Origin of the sequence: Thioclava sp. 'Guangxiensis', assembly GCF_045348365.1 — a bacterium.
Lineage (GTDB): Bacteria > Pseudomonadota > Alphaproteobacteria > Rhodobacterales > Rhodobacteraceae > Thioclava > Thioclava kandeliae.
On record NZ_CP155822.1, the window covers coordinates 331,168 to 353,517 of the forward strand.

General features: G+C 61.9%; 20 protein-coding genes and 1 pseudogene. 7 read left to right on the forward strand and 14 right to left on the reverse strand.

Annotated elements, in window-relative coordinates:
* Positions 1-61: 61 nt before the first annotated feature.
* A pseudogene (phaZ, locus tag ABEB22_RS01535) lies at positions 62-1,288 on the forward strand (polyhydroxyalkanoate depolymerase); the annotation flags it as partial.
* Between the two features lie 517 nt (positions 1,289-1,805).
* Here phaZ and ABEB22_RS01540 read toward each other — a convergent pair.
* From ABEB22_RS01540 to ABEB22_RS01550, 3 genes are all read right to left on the reverse strand, one after another.
* The gene (locus ABEB22_RS01540; protein ID WP_406870685.1) at positions 1,806-2,597 is read right to left on the reverse strand and encodes a pyrroline-5-carboxylate reductase family protein; all 792 of its coding nucleotides are present in this window, start codon (positions 2,595-2,597) and stop codon (positions 1,806-1,808) included.
* Positions 2,598-2,802: 205 nt separating this feature from the next.
* Entirely contained in the window at positions 2,803-4,608 is a 1,806-nt protein-coding gene (locus ABEB22_RS01545; protein ID WP_339114479.1) for a TRAP transporter large permease subunit, read from the reverse strand.
* A gap of 2 nt (positions 4,609-4,610) precedes the next feature.
* Positions 4,611-5,189 carry a TRAP transporter small permease subunit gene (locus ABEB22_RS01550; protein WP_339112070.1) on the reverse strand — a complete coding sequence of 193 codons (579 nt, stop codon included), beginning with the start codon at positions 5,187-5,189 and terminating at the stop codon, positions 4,611-4,613.
* A 582-nt stretch (positions 5,190-5,771) separates the two neighbouring features.
* Between ABEB22_RS01550 and ABEB22_RS01555 the strand changes: the two genes are divergently transcribed.
* Positions 5,772-7,517, forward strand: coding sequence for an acetolactate synthase 3 large subunit (locus ABEB22_RS01555; protein ID WP_406870686.1), 1,746 nt, complete (start codon positions 5,772-5,774; stop codon positions 7,515-7,517).
* 63 nt (positions 7,518-7,580) lie between these two features.
* Entirely contained in the window at positions 7,581-8,141 is a 561-nt protein-coding gene (gene ilvN / locus ABEB22_RS01560; RefSeq protein ID WP_339112068.1) for an acetolactate synthase small subunit, read from the forward strand.
* Positions 8,142-8,199: 58 nt separating this feature from the next.
* On the opposite strand, the gene ABEB22_RS01565 is transcribed toward ilvN, so the two are convergent.
* The 4 genes from ABEB22_RS01565 to ABEB22_RS01580 form a co-directional block, all read right to left on the reverse strand.
* Entirely contained in the window at positions 8,200-8,538 is a 339-nt protein-coding gene (locus ABEB22_RS01565) for a hypothetical protein (protein WP_350934563.1), read from the reverse strand.
* Between the two features lie 157 nt (positions 8,539-8,695).
* Positions 8,696-9,406, reverse strand: coding sequence for an alpha/beta fold hydrolase (locus ABEB22_RS01570; RefSeq protein ID WP_339112066.1), 711 nt, complete (start codon positions 9,404-9,406; stop codon positions 8,696-8,698).
* A 148-nt stretch (positions 9,407-9,554) separates the two neighbouring features.
* Positions 9,555-10,301, reverse strand: a complete 747-nt coding sequence (locus ABEB22_RS01575; protein WP_339112065.1) for an alpha/beta hydrolase — start codon at positions 10,299-10,301, stop codon at positions 9,555-9,557.
* Complete coding sequence (locus ABEB22_RS01580) at positions 10,298-11,575, reverse strand: MFS transporter (protein WP_406870687.1); 1,278 nt, start codon at positions 11,573-11,575, stop codon at positions 10,298-10,300. Before ABEB22_RS01580 ends, ABEB22_RS01575 begins: the two co-directional genes overlap by 4 nt.
* 187 nt (positions 11,576-11,762) lie before the next feature.
* Between ABEB22_RS01580 and thrS the strand changes: the two genes are divergently transcribed.
* Positions 11,763-13,709, forward strand: coding sequence for a threonine--tRNA ligase (thrS, locus tag ABEB22_RS01585; RefSeq protein ID WP_350934569.1), 1,947 nt, complete (start codon positions 11,763-11,765; stop codon positions 13,707-13,709).
* A 228-nt stretch (positions 13,710-13,937) separates the two neighbouring features.
* The gene (locus ABEB22_RS01590) at positions 13,938-14,144 is read left to right on the forward strand and encodes a cold-shock protein (RefSeq protein ID WP_339112062.1); all 207 of its coding nucleotides are present in this window, start codon (positions 13,938-13,940) and stop codon (positions 14,142-14,144) included.
* A 157-nt stretch (positions 14,145-14,301) separates the two neighbouring features.
* Here ABEB22_RS01590 and ABEB22_RS01595 read toward each other — a convergent pair whose 3' ends face one another.
* The 7 genes from ABEB22_RS01595 to ABEB22_RS01625 form a co-directional block, all read right to left on the reverse strand.
* Complete coding sequence (locus tag ABEB22_RS01595) at positions 14,302-14,559, reverse strand: helix-turn-helix domain-containing protein (RefSeq protein ID WP_406870688.1); 258 nt, start codon at positions 14,557-14,559, stop codon at positions 14,302-14,304.
* Positions 14,560-14,714: 155 nt separating this feature from the next.
* Positions 14,715-15,038, reverse strand: a complete 324-nt coding sequence (locus tag ABEB22_RS01600; protein ID WP_406870689.1) for an arsenate reductase family protein — start codon at positions 15,036-15,038, stop codon at positions 14,715-14,717.
* Position 15,039: 1 nt separating this feature from the next.
* Positions 15,040-15,717, reverse strand: a complete 678-nt coding sequence (locus tag ABEB22_RS01605) for an ABC transporter ATP-binding protein (protein WP_339112059.1) — start codon at positions 15,715-15,717, stop codon at positions 15,040-15,042.
* A complete protein-coding gene (locus tag ABEB22_RS01610) occupies positions 15,710-17,002 on the reverse strand; it encodes a lipoprotein-releasing ABC transporter permease subunit (protein ID WP_406870690.1) in 1,293 nt (430 codons plus the stop codon). Before ABEB22_RS01610 ends, ABEB22_RS01605 begins: the two co-directional genes overlap by 8 nt.
* 96 nt (positions 17,003-17,098) lie before the next feature.
* Positions 17,099-18,247, reverse strand: a complete 1,149-nt coding sequence (locus ABEB22_RS01615) for a cytochrome-c peroxidase (protein WP_406870691.1) — start codon at positions 18,245-18,247, stop codon at positions 17,099-17,101.
* A 126-nt stretch (positions 18,248-18,373) separates the two neighbouring features.
* Entirely contained in the window at positions 18,374-19,714 is a 1,341-nt protein-coding gene (gene proS, locus ABEB22_RS01620) for a proline--tRNA ligase (RefSeq protein ID WP_339112056.1), read from the reverse strand.
* Between the two features lie 89 nt (positions 19,715-19,803).
* Entirely contained in the window at positions 19,804-20,283 is a 480-nt protein-coding gene (locus ABEB22_RS01625) for a hypothetical protein (RefSeq protein WP_350934580.1), read from the reverse strand.
* A 234-nt stretch (positions 20,284-20,517) separates the two neighbouring features.
* On the opposite strand from ABEB22_RS01625, the gene ABEB22_RS01630 reads away from it, so the two are divergent.
* Positions 20,518-21,600 carry an AI-2E family transporter gene (locus tag ABEB22_RS01630; RefSeq protein ID WP_339112054.1) on the forward strand — a complete coding sequence of 361 codons (1,083 nt, stop codon included), beginning with the start codon at positions 20,518-20,520 and terminating at the stop codon, positions 21,598-21,600.
* 35 nt (positions 21,601-21,635) lie between these two features.
* Positions 21,636-22,325 (forward strand): DnaA ATPase domain-containing protein, encoded by a 690-nt coding sequence (locus ABEB22_RS01635; protein WP_339112053.1) that lies wholly within the window; start codon positions 21,636-21,638, stop codon positions 22,323-22,325.
* Positions 22,326-22,350: the final 25 nt, after the last annotated feature.

A 22,350-nucleotide genomic window follows, 5' to 3' on the forward strand; every position in this document is an offset into this window, starting at 1 on the left:
CAGCAGATTTTCACCTCAAGCGTGTGAAATGTCCGGACTGGTCGGCCAAAGGAGCGACGCGATGAAAGGCATCTATAGCTACGATCTGATGGAGAGCATCAGGAACACCAATGAATGGATCGGCGCCTCTGCGCGCGCGATGGCGTCCTACCCTGTCTTCGGCCTGTCCCCGAACCCCGCTTACCGCATGCTCGAATCATGGGGGGCGGTGACCGAGCGCAGCTTCTCGCGCATGGTGATGAAACCAGATTGGGGCATCCGCGCCATCGCCGCCGCCGACGGGCGGGACCATATGGTCGAAGTCGATACTATCATGGACAAGGCCTTCGGCTCGCTGATCCATTTCAACGTGCAGGGCCGTGACAAGATGCCCCGCCGTATCCTGCTCGTGGCCCCGATGTCGGGCCATTATGCGACGCTGATGCGCTCGACAGTGATCTCGCTTCTCCCCGATGCCGAGGTCTATGTGACCGACTGGAAGAATGCCCGCGACATTCCGGTGAGCGAGGGCAAGTTCGACGTCGAGGACTATACGCTCTATCTCGTCGATTTTATGCGCGAACTGGGCCCCGATATCAACGTGATCGCGGTCTGTCAGCCGGCACCGCTGGCGCTGGCCGCCACCGCCTATCTGGCGGAAGAGGACCCCAAGGCCCAGCCGCGCACGCTGACCCTGATCGGCGGCCCGATTGACCCCGATGCCGCCGCCACCGAAGTGACCGATTTCGGGCGCCGCATCACGATGGGCCAGCTTGAGCAGATGGTGATCCAGCGTGTGGGCTACCGCTACAAGGGTGTGGGCCGCATGGTCTATCCGGGCCTGATGCAGCTGGCCTCTTTCATCTCGATGAATGCCGAGACCCATGCCAAAGCCTTCCTCGACAAGATCATGAACGATGCCAAGGACGGCCCCGCCGAGCGCGACCGCCACAACCGCTTCTATGACGAGTATCTCTCGGTCATGGACATGACCGCCGAATTCTATCTCTCGACGGTGGAGCGTATCTTCAAGGGTCTGGAGATCGCGCAGAACAATTTCACCATCAAGGGCAAGAAGATCGATATCGGCAAGATCACCACGGTCGCGGTGAAAACCGTCGAAGGTGAGAAGGACGATATCTCCGCCCCCGGCCAGTGTGTGGCAGCCCTCGATCTGTGCACTGGTCTGCCCGACAGCATGAAGCAGCAGCATCTGGAACCCAAAGCGGGCCATTACGGCATCTTTGCCGGTGGGGCATGGCGCAACAATATCCGCCCGCTGGTGCTGGAATTCATTGACGATCACGCCTCCGACGAGGAGCTTTCGCGCGAGGTGAAGGTCAATAGCGGCGTGACACCGATGGGCGCGCGCAAGGCCCGCGCCCGCAAACCGGCGGCAGCCGCCGCAACTGCGGCCGTGACCAAATCGGAAGAGCCGAAAAAGGCCGCGGCCCCTGCCCGCAAACCGCGCGCAACCAAGCCCAAATCGGCCACCAAAGCCGCATCGGCCCCTATAGCAACGTCTGCCGCCCCCGCCCCGTCGCCCGCAGCACCTAAAGCCGTGGAAAGCAAACCGGCAGAGCCCAAGCCCGACCTCGCGAAGACGGGGCCCGCAAAGGCCGAGCCCGCAAAGGCCGAGGCTCCCAAGCCGGCAGCGGCTTCCCCGCAGACCGAAACGGCAGCAAAACCTGCCGCGCAAGCCGAGGCCGCAAAGGACGACGCCAAGAACTAGGGACGGGCCTCGGCCTCTCCGCAATGAAAAAGGGCGCGACCTCGTCGCGCCCTTTTTCATTGGTGTTGCCCCGACAGGCAAAGGCCTGCTAACTTCAGCCCCCGATCTCGCGCGCCTTTTGCGCTGCCGCATCGAGCCCGACAAAGATGCCCTCGCGGATCCCGCTCTCGCGCATGACCCGCAATCCGGCGGCTGTCGTGCCATCATAATCGATCATGCCCTGCACATGCTGCGCGGCCCGCGGTGCCTCGGAAGACAGCAGTTGCCCCGCCCCCAGAAACAGCTGGCGCGTGGCCCGATCTGCGGTCTCCGGCGCAATACCGTGCTCTTCCAGATAGTCCTGCATATATTCCGCAAACAGCGCCACAAAACCCGGCACGGGGCCTGTCATCGCCGTGAAAAGCGCAAGATCCTCCTCGCGCTCCAACCTGTCGCACTGGCCGAGCGCGCCGAACATCGTTTCGATCTGCACGACCATATCGGAGGTAGGCTCCTCTTGCGCGACCCATGGCGAATAGGCCAGCCCACCGGAGGCGGCGGGGCTCGACATGGCCCGCGCCAGCTGCGCGCCCGGTGCGATGCGGCCAAGCCGGGAAAAATCCACCCCCGCCATCACCGAAACCACCAGCCGCCCCTCGAACCGGATCCGCAGCGCTCCTGCCTCGGCCGGGGGCAGCACCAGCACGGCTATATCGCATAGATCGCTGATCTCCCCGAGTTCCTGCGACAGCCCGACCCCCTCGAATACCGCAGGGAGCGGCCTGTCGCTGCGGCTGAAGATTGTCAGATTTGCGGCGGGCATGCCTGCCTTCAGGAGCCCCAATACCATAGCATGGCCAAGCATTCCGCGCCCGCCGACAAATCCGATCCTCATCCGTTCCAGCATATCTCTCTCCTCGCGATCCTGTTCTCCCCCACTAGGCCCGATCGCACGGCGCGGAACAAGAGCGGATCAGACCATGGCTCCGGCGCAACGGGTCGGGACGCGGCGGCAGCCGATCCCGATCAACGGATAGCCCGCCCGCCCCGGCAGCGGAGGGGACGATATGGAAACGGCGGCCCGAGGGCCGCCGTTTCCTTGACTGTGTCGCTCAGTTCAGTCCGCCAAGCCCTGCGGGTGCGGGAATGCCCAGACTGGCATCTCCGCCCTGCGGCGGCTGGGCCGGTTGGCCGGTGGGCGCACCGGGCATGCCCAATGGCGGCAGACCCAGCGGGTTCGACCCCGCGCCACCCGAGGGGGCGCCGCCCAGCGGTGCAAGACCCCCGCCGATCCCGCCCAGACCCGGCATATCGGGCAGCTTCATCTCGATGCTCGCCGGATCGATGGTCGGGCCCTTGTAGTGCATGACCATCTGCGGGAAGGCGATCACCAGCCCGATCATCGCGATCTGGATGAAGAGGAAAGGCACTGCCCCCCAATAGATCTGCGAGGTCTTCACGGGCGCGATCGTCTTGCCGGTGATACGGTCCAGATAGGGCACTTTGGGTGCCACCGAGCGCAGGAAGAACAGCGCGAAACCGAAGGGCGGGTGCATGAAGGAGGTCTGCATGTTGACGCCCAGGATCACCCCGAACCAGATCAGGTCGATCCCCATGGCTTCCGCCGCCGGTGCCAGGAGCGGCACGATGATGAAGGCCAGCTCGAAGAAATCGAGGAAGAAGGCGAGGAAGAAGACCAGAACCGAGACCACCAGCAGGAAGCCGATCTGTCCCCCCGGCAGCGAGGTCAGCAGATGTTCGACCCACAGATGCCCGTTCACCCCGTAGAAGGTCAGCGAAAAAACTCGCGCGCCCAGCAGGATGAACATAACGAAGGCCGAGAGACGTGTGGTGGCGGTCAGCGCGTCGCGCACCACATCGAATTTCAGCCGCCCCTTCATCGCCGCAAGGATCAGCGCGCCAACCGCGCCCATCGCCCCGCCCTCGGTGGGCGTCGCCACCCCGAGGAAGATCGTGCCGAGCACGAGGAAGATCAGCGCCAGCGGCGGGATCAACACGATCACCACCTGTTGGGCCAGACGGCTCATCAGATTGGTCTTCAACCCGCGATCGGCCAGCGCGATGACATAGGCCACGATTACGGCAGCGAAGACCGCGAGAATACCTGCGTCATTGGCCGGATGGTTCGCCGCCAGATAGAGGTCGGCGCCATAGAAAACCGCGACCGCAATCGCCAGCACCACGATCAGCGAAGTCACGCCCGAGCCCAATGTGCGCGCCTCTTTCGGCAGTGCGGGCATGGCGTTCGGGCGGATGATCGATACGACGAAGACATAGCCCAGATAGAGCCCCATCAGGATCATACCGGGGATCAGTGCGCCCTTATACATATCGCCCACGGACCGGCCCAGCTGGTCGGCGAGGATGATCAGCACCAGCGAGGGCGGGATGATCTGCGCCAGAGTGCCGGAAGCCGTGATCACGCCAGAGGCGATCTTGCGGTCATAGCCATAGCGCAGCATGATTGGCAGCGAGATCAGCCCCATCGCGATCACCGAGGCCGCAACCACGCCGGTGGTCGCCGCCAGCAGCGCGCCCACGATGACCACGGCATAGGCCAGACCACCGCGCACGGGGCCGAAGAGCTGGCCGATCGTATCCAGAAGATCCTCGGCCATACCGGATTTCTCCAGCATCAGCCCCATGAAAGTGAAGAAAGGAATGGCGAGCAGGGTCTCGTTTGACAGGACCCCCCACATCCGCTCCGGCATCGCGTTGAGCAAGGGCCAGCTGAGATGGATCGAGCCACCCGACATCGGTGCCAGAAACACCCCGATGACAAAGAACAAAAGACCATTGGCCGCCAGCGAGAAGGCCACCGGATAGCCCAAAAGCAGGAAGATCACCAGCGAGGCGAACATGATGGGCGCAAGGTTCTGCGCGATCAGCTCCATCAACATCACAGAGCCTCCTCTTTCACGACGGGTTCATCGGACATATCGCCATGCGCCGGCTGGCCCGCATGCGGATCCTCGATCAGCCCGCGCAGGATGGCGATCTTCTTGATGATCTCGGAGATGTTCTGCGCGAAAAGCAGGATGAACCCCACCAGCAGCAGCATCTTCGCAGGCCACAGGATCAGGCCGCCCGCATTGGTCGAGACCTCGCCCGAGCGCAGCGAGAGCATGACATAGGGATAGAGGAAATAGAGCATGAGCAAGGTGAAGGGCAGCAGGAAGACCACATGCCCGAACAGATCGATCCAGTTCTGCGTGCGCCGTTTCAGCGCGCCGTAGAGGATGTCGATACGAATATGCTCGTTCTTCTGCAGCGTATAGGCTGCGGCCAGCAGGAAGGCCGCCCCGAAGAGATACCATTGCAGCTCGAGCCACGCGTTGGACGAGATGCTGAAGACCTTGCGCACCACGGCATTGACCGCGCTGACGAGGATCGCCAGCAGGATAAGCCATGAGACGGATTTTCCGATGAACTCATTCACGCGGTCAATGACCCGCGCAAACGCCAGTAAGGCGCCCATAATTTCCCTCCCTCACATCAGGTCCCGATGGGCAGGACCACATGATGACATATTTCTTCGTCCAAACGGCGCCGCTTGGTCAAGACAATTGCCTCAATCTGGTGAGATTAATTGACCACTTTGCAGATTTACCGCAGTCTGGAACTCAAAAACCATGAAGATTTACCGATCCGGCCTCGCTTACCATGTCTCGCGCGGATGTGAACCCATTTAAGCCTGCCCCGCCGGTAAATTTCCGAATCCGGCGGATGAACACTGCAAAACCTCTCACGGTTTTGCGATTATTCCAGCTTTATAGGATTTCAGCGCAATAAAAAGTTATAATTTGGCCGATTGAAATCATATTATTTCGGATTTTGCGATTGACGGGCCGGACGGTGCGACATAATGTGCCGCCAACCACAGTGAAAGGATTAGCGATGAACTCGCTCCTCGTCGTCATTAGAAGGAAGCGCATGGGCCGGTGACGGTTAGACCATGATGGTTCCCATGCGCCCCCGCCACAGGTCGGGGGCTTTTTCATATCGACACACTGGGTTGGATTGGAACGGGCCCGATCACGGGCAATGGATGGAGTATGCGATGTCACGGCAGATGACTGGCGCGAAAATGGTGGTTCAGGCGCTTAAGGATCAGGGTGTCGAAGTAATCTTCGGCTATCCGGGTGGCGCTGTCCTGCCGATCTATGACGAGATTTTCCAGCAAAACGACATTCGCCATATCCTTGTCCGCCATGAGCAGGCCGCTGTTCATATGGCCGAAGGCTATGCGCGCTCGACCGGCAAACCGGGCGTTGTACTGGTCACCTCAGGCCCCGGGGCCACGAATGCGGTCACCGGCCTGACCGATGCGCTGCTCGATTCCATTCCGCTGGTCGTGCTGTCGGGTCAGGTGCCGACCTTCCTGATCGGCACCGACGGGTTCCAGGAAGCCGACACCGTGGGCATTACCCGTCCCTGCACCAAACATAACTGGCTGGTGAAAGAGACCGAGGAGCTGGCCGCCACCCTGCACGAGGCCTTCCACGTGGCGACCTCGGGCCGTCCGGGGCCGGTGCTGGTGGATCTGCCGAAAGACGTGCAGTTCGCTCTCGGCACCTATTCCGAGCCGAAACAGGTGGATGTGAGCCATTATACACCCAAGGTGAAAGGCGATATCGAGGCGATCACCAAGCTCGTCGAGCTGATCGAAAACGCCAAGAAGCCCGTCTTCTATACCGGCGGCGGTGTAATCAATTCGGGCTCGGCCGCGTCGCAATTGCTGCGCGAGCTGGTCGATGGCACCGATTTCCCGATCACCTCCACGCTGATGGGCCTCGGTGCCTATCCCGCCTCGGGCAAGAACTGGCTCGGGATGCTGGGGATGCATGGCCTCTACGAGGCCAATCTGGCGATGCATGATTGCGACCTGATGATCAATGTGGGCGCGCGCTTCGATGACCGGATCACTGGTCGCGTGGCCGATTTCTCGCCGGGGTCGACCAAGGTCCATATCGATATCGACCCCTCCTCGATCAACAAGATCATCCCCGTGCATCTGCCGATCGTGGGCGATGTGGGCCATATTCTGGAAGACGTCCTCAAGGTCTGGAAAGCGCGTGGCCGCAAGACCAACAAAGAGGCCATTGCCGAATGGCACAAACAGGTCAACGAGTGGCGCGCCGTGCGCTGCCTCGCCTATACGAACTCGGAAAAGACCATCAAGCCGCAATACGCGCTCGAGCGTCTGCAGGCCCTGACCGCCGGTCGTGACCGCTACATCACCACCGAGGTGGGCCAGCACCAGATGTGGGCCGCGCAATATCTGCATTTCGACGAACCCCATCGCTGGATGACCTCCGGTGGTCTGGGGACGATGGGCTACGGCTTCCCCGCCTCGATCGGCGTGCAGATCGCGCACCCCGAGGCACTGGTGATCAACGTGGCGGGCGAAGCCTCGTGGCTGATGAATATGCAGGAGATGGGCACCGCGACCCAGTTCCGCGCACCGGTGAAGCAGTTCATCCTCAACAATGAACGGCTCGGCATGGTCCGCCAGTGGCAGGAATTGCTGCATGGCGAGCGCTATTCCTCGAGCTGGTCCGAAAGCCTGCCCGATTTCGTGAAGCTGGCCGAGGCCTTTGGCTGGAAGGGCATCCAGTGCCATGATCCGGCCGATCTCGATGACGCGATCATGGAAATGCTGAACCATGACGGTCCGGTCCTGTTCGACTGCCTTGTCGAGAAGCACGAGAACTGCTTCCCGATGATTCCCTCGGGCAAGCCGCATAACGAGATGCTTCTGGCCGCCGATGCGCAGGCCTTCAAAGAGGGCGCCGCTCTCGTGTAAGCCTGATCGGGCGGGTGCGCCCCGCCCGAGCGCTGAAACGCATGGATTGAAAGGAGACCGGCCATGGCCGCTCTGAACATCAAACAAGGCTCCACGAGCCATTCGGCCTATGACCTGCGGGATTTCCATTCCGATGTGGTCCAGAGCCATACGCTGGCGCTGATCGTGGAGAACGAGGCGGGCGTTCTGGCCCGTGTGATCGGGCTTTTCGCGGGGCGCGGTTATAACATCGACAGCCTCACCGTGGCCGAGACCGACCACAAGGGCCACCGCTCGCGCATCACCATCGTGACCCGCGGCACCGTTGCCGTGATCGAGCAGATCAAGGCACAACTTGGCCGGATCGTGCCGGTCCATGAGGTGATCGACCTGACGCTCGAGGGTCAGGCGGTCGAGCGCGAGCTGGCACTGATCAAGGTGGTAGGCTCTGGCGACAAGCGGATCGAGGCACTGCGGCTTGCAGAGATCTTCCGCGCCAATGTGGTCGATTCCACGCTCGAGAGCTTTGTCTTCGAGATGACCGGCGCGCCGGAAAAGATCGACGCCTTTGCAGAGCTGATGCGCCCCTTGGGCCTGAGTGATGTGGCCCGCACAGGTGTCGCGGCGCTCTCGCGCGGCGTCTGAAACAGCAAAAACAAAAACGCGGCCCCAGAGGCCGCGTTTTTTGTTCGCAGGGTTACGTTCAGGGATGGTCCTGCCGTGGTAGCCCGCCATTCAGCGCGCCTTCGATCATCCGCATCAGCTCGTCCACGCGCCGGGCCTCTGCCATATGCCGGTCGAGCACGGCATCCGCCCCGTTCGTACCAGCGGCCGCCCGCGATGACGGTTTCGAGAAAGCGGGACAGCAGAGCACATCATTTGCAGGCTGGCTCCCCTTCTCGCGTCCAACCCCGAAAAATCTGCATTTGACCAAATCACGCCCGCTATCGGTCGCCGTGACGCGGATTGCGCCACCCGACATCTGGCGATGATCATAGACGAGACCGCTCGTTCTGAAAGTGCAGCTCACGATATGGATCATCTGGCCCTCCTCGCCATTGATCGCCTTCGTGTAAGGCAATGAAAAAACAGAACACACTATTCACCGTAAATAAGAGAATAGAGGCGCAAAAGTTCTTTCTGCCTCTCCTCGACAACACTGTCGGAGAAACATTAACAAATAACAAATTTTAAATCGATTATTTGAATGATACAGGGGCGTTGAGCCATTCACGCAGCGCGGATGTCACCGCTTCGGGCTGTTCGAGAGGGGTAAGATGCCCTGCCTGCGCGATCTCGGTATAGGTTCCATGCGGGATCAGCTCGGCCAGGAACTGGTGTCTGCGCGGCGGGCAGATCGTGTCATGCACGCCGCAAAGAAGTAGCGCCCGCACAGGCGAGTTGCGCAGAAGCCGCTGCTGGTCAGGACGGCGCATCAGCGCGCGGGACTGCGCGGCAAAACGGTCGGGACCGAGCGTCTGTGCCATATCCAGCATCATCGCTTGCACATTGATCCGGCTCTCGCCCTCGGCCAGAGCACTCGCGGGCACCTCCTCGAGCATCGCATCATCAAGACGCCCCGTCTTGGCTTTCAGAATGCGCTGTTCGCGCAGCCCGGCCATCGTGGGGGTTTCGGGTAGCGGCGAGACATTGATCATCGCGATCCGCGTCACACGCTCGGGCGCCTGCCGCAGAACCTCCATGGCCACCAGCGCCCCCAGCCAGTGCCCCGCCAGCGCAAAACGCGGCGGTGCCTCGGCCAGAACGCTGCGCGCCATATCCTCGATGCTGTCGCCGCGCAAAGGACAGACCATCACGGCGCGCTCGGCCGAAAGCTCGGCCAACTGATGCCAATAGAGCCGCGCGTCACTCATGAAGCCCGGCAGCAGAACCAGCGGTTCAGCGGTCATTGCTCGAATTCCCTTCTCCACCCTCGGCGGCTTGCCCGCTCTTACGCGTAATGTGACCGATGGAGCCAGAGGATTGAAGCGCAAACGTCATGTCCCCGTCATGTTTTCGCCGCGCCTGCGGCACCGGGGAGGACTGCCGGTCGTGCCGTCAGGGAATACGCGCCAGCACATCCGCCACGGCGCGTTCGATCATCTTCAGGCAATCCTCGTCCGAGAAACGGTGATCGGCCCCCCTGACCAGTGTCAGGGTCAGATCGGGGCAATCCGCGTGGTTCAGCAGCCGGATCGCCCAGTCATAGGGCACGGCCTCGTCATCGGTGCCCTGCAACAGCCGCGTCGGGAAGGGGAGCGACAGCGGATCGCGCAGCACCAGCCGGTTGCGGCCATCCTCGATCAGGCGGCGGGTGATGATCATCGGCGCCCCGTATTCTGACGGTATGGCGATATGGCCCTCGCGTTCGAGTTTCTCGCGCGTGGCCTCGTTAAAGCTTGCCCAGTATCCGTCCTCGGTAAAATCGGGAGCAGCCGCGATCGTCACAAGCCCCGCCACACGGTCGGGGATGGTGCGCGCCACCAGAAGCGAAACCCAGCCCCCCATCGACGAGCCGACCAACACCTGCGGGCCGGAGGTCAACGTGGTGATTGCGGCCATCGCATCCTCGAACCAATCACCGATCGCGCCCTCCTCGAATGTGCCCGATGACACGCCATGACCGGAATAATCGAAGCGCAAAAAGGCCTTGCCCTGCGCCTTGGCCCATTGCTCGAGTGCCAGCGCCTTGGTCCCCTCCATATCCGAGCGCAAGCCACCCAGAAACACGATCCCCGGCTCGCTACCCTCGATACGGTTATAGCCGATCTTGCGGCCTTCGGCTGTGGTCAGGAAATCGGTCATGTCTGAACCTCGGTCAGTTTCGTTGCAATCCAAGCGCCCGCCACAGACATCACAAGAAAGACCCCGATGACAAGGGGCACCGAGACACTTCCCAATGCGGCGGCCCCTGCCCCCGCGATCAGCAGGAAGAGCCCTACTACTGTATTGGAGACGGCGGTGTAATCGGCCCGCTCCCCGGGGCCTGACATATCCACAAGATGCGTCGAGCGCCCCTGACGCACCCCATGATAGGCCAGCATCAGGCAGAAGAGCACCAAGGGCATCGCCCAGACGGTCTGTGCGAGGCCCGAGGCGTTGAGCCCCAGCGCCAGCGCCAACGCCACGGCGGCTGCAAGCCCCGCATAGATCAGCACACGGCGCGAGGAGCGGTCCGAGAGCCGCCCCCAGATATAGGCCGACAGGACCGCCGCCACAGATGATGCCAGCACAAGCCCGCCAAGCTCGGCGAAATCCTGGCTTCCCTTGGCCGCCAGCAACACCAGATAGGGCGGCGCCAGAGCCGTTCCCACCAATAACGAACGCGCGATGACAAAGAGCCGCAGCTGGCGGTCCTCGCGCATCAGGGTCCATGGGTTGGGCAACCCGCTCTCGCCGGTGCCGCCGTCATCCTCCTCGACCATCAGCGCCATCATCACCGCCCCGAGAATCCAGCCGATGGCCGCCAAACCAATCGCCACCTCGACCAGCGCGTAGCGATCCACGGGGATGAAGAGCAGCACCAGCGCAAAGATGACCACTGCCGCCGAGCCAATGGTCGAGGCCGTGCCCGTGACCGTGCCGCGGCGACTCTGGCCGATGGTCTTGCCCAGAACGTCCTTATAGGCCACCGAACAGGCCGAGCGCGCCACCGCCAGCACTGCCAGCAGCGCCACGATGACCATCCCCGCGACCGCACCCTCGAGCCGTAACCCCGCCAGCGCGATCCCGCCCGCTGCCAGCCCCTGCACCGCCGCGCCCAGAGCCCAGACCCATTTGCGCCGACCGCGCCCGTGGATCAGCGCGGCCGTGAAGATCTGTGGCAAAAGCGCCCCTGCCTCGCGCACGGGCACCAGAAGGCCGGCATAGAAGGCCCCGGCGCCCAGATGGTTCAGGAGCCAGCTGAGCACCAGTTTGGGGTCGATCAGCCCGTCTGCCGATTTCGTGGCTCCCAAGCCCACGATGTGGCGCAGGAAATTGGCCGGTTCGGCCTTCAATGGTGCAGCCTCCAACCCGCCATCGCGGTCAGGATCATCGACAAGACGGTTGAACAGGGACCGGCTGAACTGGCTGGGCATGAGGACCTCGCTTTGGCTTCCACGGATAACGGCGCCGTGAGCACGCGGTTCCGTCTAATCCCCCGATTCTGCGGGGCAATCCATTTCTGAGACTTGACACCACAGGCCGCCGGTCGCACAAGGCCCGCACGAACATAACTTGCAACCGGGCGTTCCGTGGGCGCCAAACCGACGAGGAGGACGACAGATGTCCCAGATTACCCTCACCTTCCCCGATGGAAACCAGAAGCAGGTCGATGCCGGCATTACGGCTCTGGAAGTCGCCGAAGGCATTTCCAAATCCCTGTCGAAAAAAGCGATTTCCGCGCAGGTGAATGGCCAGCATTGGGATCTGCAATGGCCGATCCGCCAGGATGCGCAGATCGCCATCAACACCATGTCCGATGACGCGCCCGCGCTGGAACTGATCCGCCACGATCTGGCCCATATCATGGCCCGCGCCGTGCAGGAGATCTGGCCGGATGTGAAAGTGACCATTGGTCCGGTCCGCGACAATGGCTGGTTCTACGATTTCGACCGCGCCGAGCCCTTCACCCCCGAAGACCTCGCGGTGATCGAGAAGAAGATGCGTGACATCATCAATGCCCGCGAGCCGGTGAAGACCGAGCTGTGGTCGCGTGAGGATGCGATCAAATATTACGAGGACAGGGGCGAGCCCTTCAAGGTCGAGCTGGTCAACCGCATCCCCGAGGGCGAGGATCTGCGGATGTACTGGCATGGCGACTGGCAGGATCTCTGCCGTGGTCCGCACCTTGTCCATACCGGCCAGGTGCCTGCCGATGCGTTCAAACTGACCCATGTGGCGGGCGCCTACTGGCTGGGCGATTCGACCCGCCCGATGCTGCAGCGCATCTATGGCGTGGCCTTCAAGTCCAAGAAAGACCTGAGCGCCTGGACCACGATGATGGAAGAGGCCGCCAAGCGCGACCACCGCCGTCTGGGCCGCGAGATGGATCTCTACCACATGCAGGAAGAGGCCCCCGGTCAGGTCTTCTGGCACCCCAATGGCTGGACCATCTACACGACGCTTCAGGACTATATGCGCCGCAAGCAGCGCGCTGACGGCTATGTCGAGGTGAATACGCCGCAGGTAGTGAACCGCAAGCTGTGGGAAGCCTCGGGCCACTGGGAAAACTATCAGGAGAACATGTTTATCGTCGAAGTGGACGAGGATCATGCCCGCGAGAAAACCGTTAATGCGCTTAAACCCATGAACTGCCCCTGCCACGTTCAGGTGTTCAATGTGGGGCTGAAATCCTATCGCGACCTGCCCCTGCGCATGGCCGAGTTCGGCTCGTGCAACCGCTATGAACCCTCGGGCGCGCTGCACGGGATCATGCGTGTGCGCGGCTTCACGCAGGATGACGCGCATATCTTCTGCACGGAAGACCAGATCGAGACGGAAACCGCGAAATTCATCAGCTTCCTCGCCGGTATCTATTCGGATCTGGGCTTCGACAACTGGACGATCAAGCTCTCGACCCGTCCCGAGAAGCGCATCGGCTCCGAAGAAAGCTGGGACCGCGTCGAGGCCGCCCTCGGCAATGCGTGCAACCACGCGGGCTATGAATACGAGATCCAGGAAGGCGAAGGTGCCTTCTATGGCCCCAAACTCGAATTCACCCTGACCGATGCGATCGGGCGTGAATGGCAATGCGGCACGCTGCAGGTGGACCCTAACCTCCCCGAGCGTCTGGATGCGAGCTATATCGGTCAGGATGGCGAGCGTCACCGCCCTGTCATGCTGCACCGCGCGGTTCTGGGCTCGTTCGAGCGGTTCATCGGCATGCTGATCGAGAACTTCGCAGGCAAGCTGCCCCTGTGGCTCGCGCCGCGTCAGGTTGTTGTGGCCTCGATCGTCTCGGATGCCGATGACTATGTGCGCGAAGTGACCGAAGCCCTGAAAGCCCGCGGCATCCGTGCGGAGGCCGATACCCGCAACGAGAAGATCAACTACAAGGTGCGCGAGCATAGTCTCGGGAAAGTGCCCTATATCTTCGCGATCGGGATGAAAGAAGTCGAGGACCGCACCGTTTCGGTGCGCAAGCTGGGCGAGAACCGGACCGAGATCGTTGCGCTCGATGACGTTCTCGCAACGCTCGCATCGGAAGCTATGGCCCCTGATCTGCGCTGATTTTTAGGGCAAATCCGGCCATGCCGCAGTGCAACATCACAGAAAGGTGAGGGAGTTCGCTTCCTCGCCATTTCGTCATTGCATTTTCATGCACATGCTTCATCTTCGTAGATGCGTGTAACGCTGACTTTCTACCCCGTGCCCTTAGGCTGCCGGGCGACTTGGAAGACCAGGCAGCGCGGCCCGGTTGCAATATCGCCGCCGGGAAGACCTGAAGGAGATACGGGAATGGCCACTGGCACCGTAAAATGGTTCAACACCACCAAAGGCTACGGCTTCATCGCGCCCGATGAAGGCGGCAAGGATGTGTTCGTGCATATTTCTGCAGTCGAGCGCGCAGGGCTGACCGGCCTCGCCGACAACCAGAAAATCGAGTACGAACTGATCAGCGGCCGTGACGGTCGTGCCTCTGCTGGTGACCTCAAAGTTCTCTGAGCTTTGACTATAGACGCATCTGAACGGCCCGAATTTCGGGCCGTTTTTTCGTGTCCGGCCACGAGATACGCATGGGGCTGCGCGGTTTTGCCGGTGCGGTGCCGCAAAAGAAAAACGCGCCACACGGGCGCGTTGTCTATCATGCCTGTTCAGGCGTTCATTCGCTGAGATCTGTCTCGGGCACCCCGAGCACCTCCGAGGCCCGGCGGCGGATATCGGCCCCGAGTGTCTCCTGACGGCCCTCGATCCGGGCAAGACGCGCGGGGGATATCCCGATTGCCTCTGCCAGACTTGCGGTCGGCAGATTGGCCGCATGACGCCATGCACAAAGCGGCGTCGCTCCTGCCGTGATCCACGCGAGATGTGTCCAGTAATCAGGGCGCACTGAGGCAACCGGGCGGACTGGCGCAGACATAATCTGGGCAGGGCTGCTAAGCTGAACCATACGGAATCCTTCCGTTACTTCCTAATCTTCACCACTATGAACGACGACGGTTAAAAATTCCGACGCATCCGGCGGCATATTTGGCTAGAAAACGTGAGCTGGCAGAGAAAGTTCCCGCCAGCCCCTTAAAACCAGTGGTTTTGAGCGTCTTTGGTCCAGCCGAGTGTCATCGCGCCATTGGCCACGATGACAGGCCGCTTCATCAGGGTCGGGTGCTTCGCCAGCAGGTCCAGAACGGGTCCGGACCGCGCATCCTCGTCGAGCCCGCGCCATGTGGTCGAGGATTTGTTGAGAAGCTTGTCGCCGAAGGCCGCATAAAAAGCCTCCAGTTGATCCTGCGACAGCGGCGTCTCGCGGATATCGTGAAACGCCACCTCTTTGCCCGCCTGTTCCAGCGCCTTGCGGGCCTTGCGGCAGGTATCACAGGTCTTGATACCGTATAGGTCCATCTTATTCCCTCAGAACTCCCTCCTCGAGCCGGAGAACCCGATCCATCCGCTTCGCAAGATCCAGATTATGGGTCGCGATCAGAGCGGAGAGATTCGTCTCCCGCACAAGGTCCATAAGGGCAGCAAATACCGTGTCCGAGGTCTGGGGATCAAGATTGCCCGTGGGCTCATCGGCAAGAAGAAGCCGAGGCTTGTTGGCCAGTGCACGGCAGAAGGCCACGCGTTGCTGCTCGCCCCCCGATAGCGCCGAGGGACGGTGGCTGGCGCGATCCTTGAGCCCCACCCGTTCCAGAAGCGAGCGCGCATGGGCCGTGGCCTCGCTACGCGCAATCCCGTTGGCGAGCTGTGGCAGGATGATGTTCTCCTCGGCGGTGAATTCGGGCAGCAGGTGGTGGAACTGATAGACAAAGCCCAGCGAGTTGCGCCGTGCCTGTGTGCGCTGCTTGTCGGAAGCGCGGCCCAGATCCTCGCCATCGATCATCACTCCGCCGGTGTCGGGCGTGTCCAGAAGGCCCGCGATATGCAGGAGCGTCGATTTGCCGGTGCCCGAGGGCGCAACCAGCGCCACGACCTGCCCCGGTGCGATGGACAGATCGAGACCGCGCAGCACGGCGATCTCTTTCGGCGTGCCGCGGTTATAGATCTTCTCGATCCCCGAGAGTTGCAGGACATCATTCATAGCGCAGGGCCTCCACAGGGTTCAGGCGCGCCGCGCGGCGGGCAGGGAAAATGGTCACGATGAAGCTCAGGCCCAGCGAGAGCCCCACGGATTTGACGATATCCATCACCTGCAGCTTGGCGGGCAATTCGTAGATGCCGCGCACCGAGGCATCCCAGACATCGCCGCCATTGAGCGCGTTCAGCCCGTCGATGATATGCTGGACATTAAGCGAGAAGACGACCCCGAGGATCAGCCCTGCGAAGGTGCCGATGATACCCGTAAACGCCCCGCACAGGAAGAACACGCGCAGGATGGAGCCTTCGGTCAGCCCCATCGTCCGCAGGATCCCGATATCGCGGCCCTTGTTCTTGACCAGCATGATGAGACCGGAGGTGATATTCATCGAGGCGATCAGCACCAGCACCGAGAGGATAATGAACATCACGTTGTCTTCCATAGTCAGCGCCTTGAGGAAGCTCCCCGAGCTGTCGCGCCACGACCAGAGCATGGTGCCCTCGCCGCCCGCCTCCATCAGCTGGGGCGTCCAGTCATCCACATTCTCGGGATCGGTCACGCTGACATCGATCTCGTCGGCCCCGCCCTCGCGGTTGAAATAGCTCTGCGCTTCCTTGAAGGGCATATAGATGCGGGTCTGGTCGATATCGTAGCGCCCCGCCGAGAAGATATAGGTGACCGTATAGGCCGAGACCCGCGGGCTGGTGCCAAAGGCGGTCTTGGCCCCTTCGGGCGACAGAAGCCGCAGCTTGTCGCCCAGACCGATCCCCAGATCCCGCGCCATACCCGCGCCGATGGCGATACCCTGATCGAAATTCTCCAGCGACCCGATCGCCTCGTCGGAATGCGCCACGCCGGGGATCTTTTCCAGATCCTGAAGGCGGATACCGAAGACCTGCCCCACATTGTTGCGGTCATCGAAGGTGGCCATGACCTGCCCCTTCACGATGGGAGCGGCATCGGTCACACCCGGAATGGCGGCGATGCGTTTGGCGCGCTCGTCATAGTCGCGGATGATCCGGCTATAGACGCCCGAGCCCTCGACCACCTCGGTCGGGGCCGAATAAACGGTCACATGCGGATTGGCGCCCAGAATGGTATCGACGAACTCCGCACGGAAGCCCGCACGCACGGCCAGCGTGATGATGAGGGCCGCGACCCCGAGCGTGATGCCGATCAGGCTGATCCAGGTCATCACCGAGACCCCGCCCTCGACCCGACGTGCCCGCAAATAGCGCCAGGCAATCATAAACTCAAACGCCGAGAAGGGCCTGCTTTGGCCAGCCATATGGTCTCTCCGATAAACGTAACCGCGCGGCACAGTTGCGGCGTGCGGAGCAAAGGTCAAGCGCTGGCGAGGGCCACCCGCATCAAACTGCCGACATCATTCTTCCAGAAAATGCTCGTAACGCGCATCGGTCAGGGTCCTGAGGAAGGCCACCAGCGCATCGATCCGCTGATCATCGAGCGCAGGCCCCATCTCCAGTTTGTCGAGCGAGATATTCTGCGCGATCTCGGGCGGCGCAAAGGGCGCGCCGGTCTCGGGGTTGATATGCCGCTCGGGGCGCTTGGTATTATAGATATTGTAGAACAGAATCACCGTGCGCAGGTCCGAGAACACCCCGTTATGCATATAAGGGCCGGTCACGGCCACGTTGCGCAGGGTCGGCACCTTGAACTTTCCGGCCTGCGCCGGATCGGTAATCGCGGGATTGTCCAGAAGCCCCCGATCGAAAAAGGCCTCTCCCTTGCCGTTGAGCCCGCGCACCGCCGCATTCACCGGCACACCGATATTGTGGTATTCGTAATTCGAGAAGGTCTCGCCCGCCTCGCCGGGTGTGGCGCGCAGCTGGTGGCACTGGTTACAATTGGTGAATTGCTGCGAGAAGAACAGGATGCGCCCCAGTTCTTCCTCGTCGGTCAGTTCGATCTCGCCGCGCAGGAACCGGTCATAGCGGCTATCAAAAGGCGCGAAATCCTCGGTGCTTTGAAATTCGGCCAATGCCTTGGTCGCGGCGGCAAGCGTGGCCTCGGGATCGGTCTCGAGGTCCGCGATCCCCGCCACCTCGCGCGCCATCCGCGCCTGATCGGGGTTCTGCGCCAGACGCTGCGCGAAGATCTCGGGGGATGGCAGCGCCATCTCGACGGGGTTGAACAGCGGCCCGCGCGCCTGCTCGGCCAGATCCCTGGCGCGTCCGTCATGAAACTGACCGCCGCGATAGATCCCCGAAGCGTCCATCGCGAAATCGGGCGAGAAGGAGGTATAGCCCAGCGTCGGCGCGTTCCGGTCGCCAAGGCTCTCGAAATCATCGCCCAGCGAGACCGCCTTTCCCGCCTCTGATTCACGTGGATCGGTGAAGGCGAAGGACGGATCATGGCAGGTCGCGCAGGATTGCGAGCCGTTCTGTGAAAGCTCCGTATCATGGAACAGCGTCTCGCCCCAATCAGCCCAGAGGTTTACCGGCCCTTCCTGGGCGGATGCCTGCAGAGGCCAGAGCGCGATAACCGCAAGAACGAGAGAACGGGACATCATGGGCACATTCCTTGAGACGGCCCGTTCATGCCCTATTTTCCTGATCTTTTCAATCAGGAACGTCAGGCACGCAAAGCAAAACGCCCCGGACAAGCCGGGGCGTTCCAGAAACGCTAGAGGCGCGGATCAGCGGTGCTTGGCGTAGATCTCGATGATCTTGGCCACGGCGGCCTCGGCCGACATTTCCTCGCTCTCGCCGGTGCGGCGCGAGGTCAGTTCGACCTTGTTGGCGGCAACGCCACGCGGGCCGATGGTCACGCGCCACGGCAGACCGATCAGGTCCATCGTCGCGAATTTGGCACCCGCGCGCTCGTTACGGTCGTCATAGAGCGGGTCCAGACCGGCTTTGGTCAGCGCGGCATAGAGCGCGTCGCAGGCACTGTCACAGGCCGCATCGCCCTGTTTGAGGTTCACGATGCCCACATGGAAGGGTGTCACGCCCTCGGGCCAGATGATGCCCTTCTCGTCGTGGTTCGCCTCGATCAGCGCGCCGACCAGACGCGAGACGCCGATCCCGTGCGAGCCCATCTCGACCGGAACCTTGGAGCCATCGGGCATCTGCACATTGGCGCCCATCGATTCCGAGTATTTGGTGCCGAAATAGAAGATCTGGCCAACCTCGATCCCGCGGGCCGATTTGCGACGCTCTTCGGGGACCTCGTTGAAGATTGCCTCGTCATGGGTCTCGTCGGTACGGGCGTAAAGGGTGGTGAACTCCTTGCAGATCGCTTCGACCTCGTCGCGATTGTCGTAATCCACCTCGCGATCGCCCAGTGTCAGGTCGGTCACGTTGGAATCGTAGAACACCTCCGACTCGCCCGTAGGTGCCAGCACGAGGAACTCGTGGGTATTGTCGCCACCGATCGGGCCGGAATCGGCACGCATCGGGATCGCGGTCAGGCCCATGCGCTCATAGGTGCGCAGGTAGGAGACCATATGGCGGTTATAGGCATGAAGCGCATCTTCCTTGGTCAGATCGAAGCTGTAGCCGTCTTTCATGAAGAACTCGCGGCCACGCATCACGCCGAACCGCGGGCGGACCTCGTCGCGGAATTTCCACTGGATCTGGTAGAGCGTCATCGGCAGCGATTTGTAGCTCTCGACATGGGCGCGGAAGATGTCGGTGATCATCTCCTCGTTGGTGGGCCCGTAAAGCATGTCACGGCCGTGGCGGTCCTTGATGCGCAGCATCTCGGGGCCATAGGCATCATAGCGGCCCGATTCCTGCCAGAGTTCGGCCGATTGCATCGTGGGCATCAGCACCGGAATATGGCCCGCGCGGACCTGTTCCTCATGCACGATCTGTTCCAGACGGCGCAGGACCTTATAGCCCATCGGCAACCACGAATAGATCCCTGCCTGCTGCTGCTTGATCATACCAGCACGCAGCATCAGCCGGTGCGAGGCAATCTGCGCCTCGGACGGGTTTTCCTTCAGAACGGGAAGAAAGTAGCGGGAAAGGCGCATGACGGACGGTCCCTGTCGGTTATGTTAAACTGCGCTCGGGGCTAGCCGATATAGCGCCCTTGGGCAAGAGCAACCGCGCCGTGCCGCGTTCAGAGATCCGTGGAGGCGCTATCCGGCCCGTCGGAAACCGGCTCGAACATCGCACAGGCCAGCTGCACACCGTCCTGCCGCAGGCTGATCGCGCGGGTCTTGCGCGCAAGAAAGGCGCTGCGCACATCGGTATCGGCCAGAATGAACTCGGCCTTCTGGCGCCCGAGCGCGGGCATGGGAAGCGCGGGGTGTTCCCCTTGTGCCACAAGATCGGCCTGCGGGATCAGGAGCGTGCCCTGCGCGGATCCGCAACTGCTGGTGGAGGCCAGCTCCACCCCAGCTCCGAATTGGTCGCCCCTGCTCAGCTCGATCGTGGCCAGCATCAGCCGCACCGAGCCATCCTCGGGGGCAAGATCGGCCACCGTCACCGAGGCCAGCGCCTGACCTTGGGCATCCACCAGATCGGCGCGCGCGGTCTCTGCCTGTGCCGTGACGGCCACGGAAAGGGACGCGATCACCATAGCGATAAGGGTCTTCATCTGCTGCTCCTGCTTAGGCGCCTTGCATGACATGCCGACCATAGGCAAAGGATGCAAGCCCTGCATCCCGCGCCTCCGATCACCTTTTCTCAAGCGCCACGTTAGACTGTCGTCCTTGTTGCCGGACGTGTCGGTTCTTGCCGTGTTCTCGATCCGCCCTAAAATGGCATCATCGAGCGGTTGCGTTTGCCTCATATAATGCCATTCTGCCCGAGTATATTTTCTGGAGCAATCATGTCTTTCACAATGCGCAACCAAGCGCTCATCTGGTCCATTGCCATCGTGGTCTTCCTTCTGGCGCTGTGGCTGATGGGAGATGTGATTCTGCCCTTCATCGTGGGCGGCGCCATCGCCTATTTCCTCGACCCGCTGGCCGACCGGCTCGAGAAATACATGTCGCGGGCGCTGGCCACCACGGTGATCGCGGTCACCGCCACATTGATCTTCGTGGTGCTGGGCATCGCGATCATCCCGCTCCTTGTCGACCAGCTGACACAGCTGATCGCCACCGCGCCGCAGATCTTTACCCGTCTCAAGGATTTCCTGACCACCAATTTCCCGCAGCTTGTGGAGAACGGCTCGCCGGTCAATGATGCGCTCGTCTCTATCGGCCAGACCATCCAGAGCCGTGGTGGCGAGCTGGCCACAACGGTGCTCAGTTCGGCTATGGGTGTGGTGAATTTCGTGGTCTTCATCGTAGTGGTGCCGGTCGTGGCCTTCTACATGCTGCTCGACTGGGATCCGATCGTGGCCAAGGTCGACCGCATGCTGCCGCGTCAGAGCGCCGAGACCATCCGCGGCATTGCCCGCGATATCGACCGTGTTCTATCGGGGTTCGTGCGCGGGCAGGTCACGGTCTGCCTGATCCTGGGCACGTTCTACGCTGTTGGACTGATGCTGGCGGGGCTGAATTTCGGGCTGATCGCAGGCGCGATCGCGGGCTCGCTGACCTTCATTCCCTATGTCGGCGCGATCATCGGCGGCGGGTTGGCCATCGGGCTGGCGCTGTTCCAGTTCTGGGGCGAATGGTGGCATATCGCGATCGTCGCGGGGATCTTCGCCATCGGCCAGTTCCTCGAGGGTAATATCATCACGCCCAAACTCGTGGGCAATTCCATCGGCTTGCATCCTTTGTGGCTGATCTTCGCGCTCTCGGCCTTCGGCACGCTCTTCGGATTTGTGGGGATGCTGGTGGCGGTTCCGGTTGCGGCGATGCTCGGCGTGCTTGCACGTTTCGGCATCCAGCAGTACATGCAGGGACCGCTTTACAAAGGGGTCGGCGCCAAGGATCTTCCGCCGGAAGATTTCACCAAATAGGCGGGCGGCCCGGCCAGACCGGGGGAGGCAGGATAATGGGCAGACAGCTGATATTCGACCTGCCGCTGCGCCAGTCGCAGGGGCGCGAGGATTACTATGTCGCACAGGCCAATGCGCTGGCGCTGGCGATGCTGGACACACCCGAAAGCTGGACCTCGGGACGGATGATCCTCACGGGCGATGCGGGCGCGGGCAAGACCCATCTCGCGCAGATCTGGGCCGATGCCAACCGTGCCCCCCTGATCCCTGCCCGCGAGCTGGCCGATTACGACGCGCCATGGCTGGCGACCGCCGGTGCCATCGTTGTGGATGACGCCAACCAGATTGCGGGCACGCGCGAGCGCGAATCGCTGCTGTTCCATCTGTGCAATCTCTGTCAGGCCGAAAACGTGAAGCTCCTGCTGACCGCGCGCACGCCGCCGCGCGACTGGGGCCTCGTGGTGCCCGATCTGCGCTCACGGATGGAGGCGACCACTTCCGCCAAGATCATGCCGCCCGATGACGCGCTTCTGGCCGCCGTGCTGGTGAAGATGTTCGCCGATCGCCAGATCCATGTGCCGGTCACGCTGATCCCGTGGCTCGTCAGCCGGATGGACCGGTCGCTGGCCACGGCACGGGCGCTGGTGGGCGCGCTTGACGCAAGGTCACTTACGGAAAAACGGGCGATTACCCGCTCGCTGGCCTCCGATGTTCTGGACAGTCTCGGGCTTCACGAAGAAGATTAATCAAACCGTCATCTTTCCGTTACAA